The organism is Paenibacillus sanguinis 2301083 = DSM 16941, from assembly GCF_000374825.1.
In the GTDB taxonomy this organism is placed as follows: Bacteria; Bacillota; Bacilli; order Paenibacillales; family Paenibacillaceae; genus Fontibacillus; species Fontibacillus sanguinis.
In genome coordinates this window covers 1-2204 of sequence record NZ_KB895411.1, presented here as the reverse complement: position 1 = coordinate 2204, position 2204 = coordinate 1, and the positions used below count along the sequence as shown (strand labels likewise).

The following is a 2204-nucleotide window of genomic DNA, read 5'->3' as shown; positions in this document are numbered from 1 at the left end:
ACATTTGGGGCAACCCGGAAACGGAGGAAGAGACCGTACCAAACCTCTTCCGTTACTCCGGGGAATACTGGGACAACACCACCGACCTGCAATACCTGCGCGCCCGCTGGTACGACCCGAATGCCGGTAGATTTGTGTCCAAGGACCCATATGAGGGAAGTATCGATAATCCGCTGAGCTTGAATCGGTATTCGTATGTGCATAATAATCCATTAGGGTATGTTGATCCAAGTGGGAATTGTGTCGCAGGAAAGGATACTGGGTGTTATATAGATTCGTTTAGTGGTGTTGATCAGTATATTAATATTATATGGACAGAAAACCTTGAAATGCTAAAAAGCGGCTGGAAGAATGCTCAAGATGGCAAAGCGAAATGTAGTTCGCAAAAGTGTTTAAACAATTTAACAAGTCTTCAAAGTAGGCTAGAGTTATTAGCTGATGAAATTAGGAATAACCCCTGTAACTATACAATCGCTGATGGATGTATAGATATGAAAGCATCATTCGCTATTCAGGATGGAAAAGCAATTGGGGTGGTGCTAAAAGCAATTGAACATCCCAGTCTAACAGAAATTATTTTAGGTAAGAAAGCTAATGCTTATGAATTACCAGATAGTACAATAGGAAGTAGTGGGTATGGCAAGATAGTTCATTATTATCATGGAAATGATCATGCGCCGCCTCATGTTCACGTGTATGATAAAGATGGTAAGGTAACAAAAGTAGGTCAAAACGGAAAACCCTTAGCTGGGGAACCTGAACTAAACAGGATGCAACAAAAATTAGTAAATCAGTTTAGACCACAAATCAGAAACTCTGTTGGACAAATAATGAAATGGTATAGATTAAGTAATAGGAGGTAGTATTTATCTTGAATTATGAGATGAAAATATCGGCAATTAGTGATTTATTAATTAAACCGATCGAGTCAAACACTGTTGATCAAATGAATGTATTGTTGTCTCGATTGACAAACATAGAGTTAGCACAGATACATGGTTTTTTGGAATTTGATGCCTTAGAGAAATTAAATAAACTGGCCAATGAACTAAACTTGTCTTTAGAGGCTAAAGAGCATATTGCGTACAAATACTACCTTTTACTCACTAACCAGCAACAGAATGCTATAAACACGGAATTGTTATTGGAAATAATTGAGGTGTACAAAGAAACTTCGTATAATGCACTTGAGAGCCTCTTAATACTCTTACTAAAGGAAGATAAGATTCATTACAATGATGTAGCGTTCCTGAAGAAAATTGATAGTAAGACTGTCAAAAAAGAAATCTTTCTGAGATCAATACGTGTCAAAATTAGTAATAAGCAAATCATACTTTATGATGAGGTCTTAGAATTATTAAATTTAAATCAGTACAAGATACTTGAAGATATATTAGATAAAAATTTATTAGAGAAGGAAACTTTATGTCTGTTTATTAATTTAAACGATGAGGAGAAATTTAAAAAAAGTAAAAAGAAACTAGCCATGAGAGCTCAAAAGTTATTAGACTCATAAAATTCATAACGAGTATATTCAATATCAATGATATAAAACATGGACGAATGAAGTTGAGGCCGAAAGAAGGGCAACTAAAGCTTTTTGGAACAATATAATCCTTTATAAAAGAGAGGATGAAATGAGATGACGTTACAAGAAAAGGGTAATACTGATCGTATATCCGTTATCTTCTAGGAGGAGGAAATAATGAAACTTAGATATTATGCGATTTTCAACTTTGCTGAGGATGGAATTAATGTCACTTTTCCAGATTTGCCTGGGTGTATAACATGTGGATATACGACAGAAGAAGCAATAAAAATGGCAAAAGAAGCTCTCGAACTTTATTTGGATGATGTAACTGAAGATGATATTCCAAATGCAACAGAGGTAGATCCTTCAACACTTGAGCTCTCTGAAAAGCTGTTCTTAATAGAGGTAATATTATGAAAGTGAAGAAAGTTGATAAAGTTAGCATGTTCAAGTAGAAGTATGCAAACTATAGATAAGTGAAATATAGCGCTCACCGTAACTTACAGTTGGCGCTATATTTAATCCAATGAACAATTAATCACCTTTTCTTAGGACTTAGGAACAGTAATGGACTGCTACAACAAGGCGCATCAGAGAATGGGCCAGGCACCTCCTACCGTTATGATGGCTATGATTTGACCGGAATGACGATTGAGGCCGGAGCTATGGCTCG

3 protein-coding genes are annotated in these 2204 nt (G+C 36.1%); all 3 read left to right on the top strand.

Annotated elements, in window-relative coordinates:
* A partial coding sequence (locus C557_RS25225; RefSeq protein WP_026263644.1) for an RHS repeat-associated core domain-containing protein occupies window positions 1-863 on the top strand: 863 nt, incomplete at its 5' end.
* Between the two features lie 8 nt (window positions 864-871).
* Window positions 872-1516 carry a hypothetical protein gene (locus tag C557_RS0122700; RefSeq protein ID WP_018754142.1) on the top strand — a complete coding sequence of 215 codons (645 nt, stop codon included), beginning with the start codon at window positions 872-874 and terminating at the stop codon, window positions 1514-1516.
* Between the two features lie 189 nt (window positions 1517-1705).
* Window positions 1706-1948, top strand: coding sequence for a type II toxin-antitoxin system HicB family antitoxin (locus C557_RS23970; protein WP_018754141.1), 243 nt, complete (start codon window positions 1706-1708; stop codon window positions 1946-1948).
* Window positions 1949-2204 lie beyond the last annotated feature (256 nt).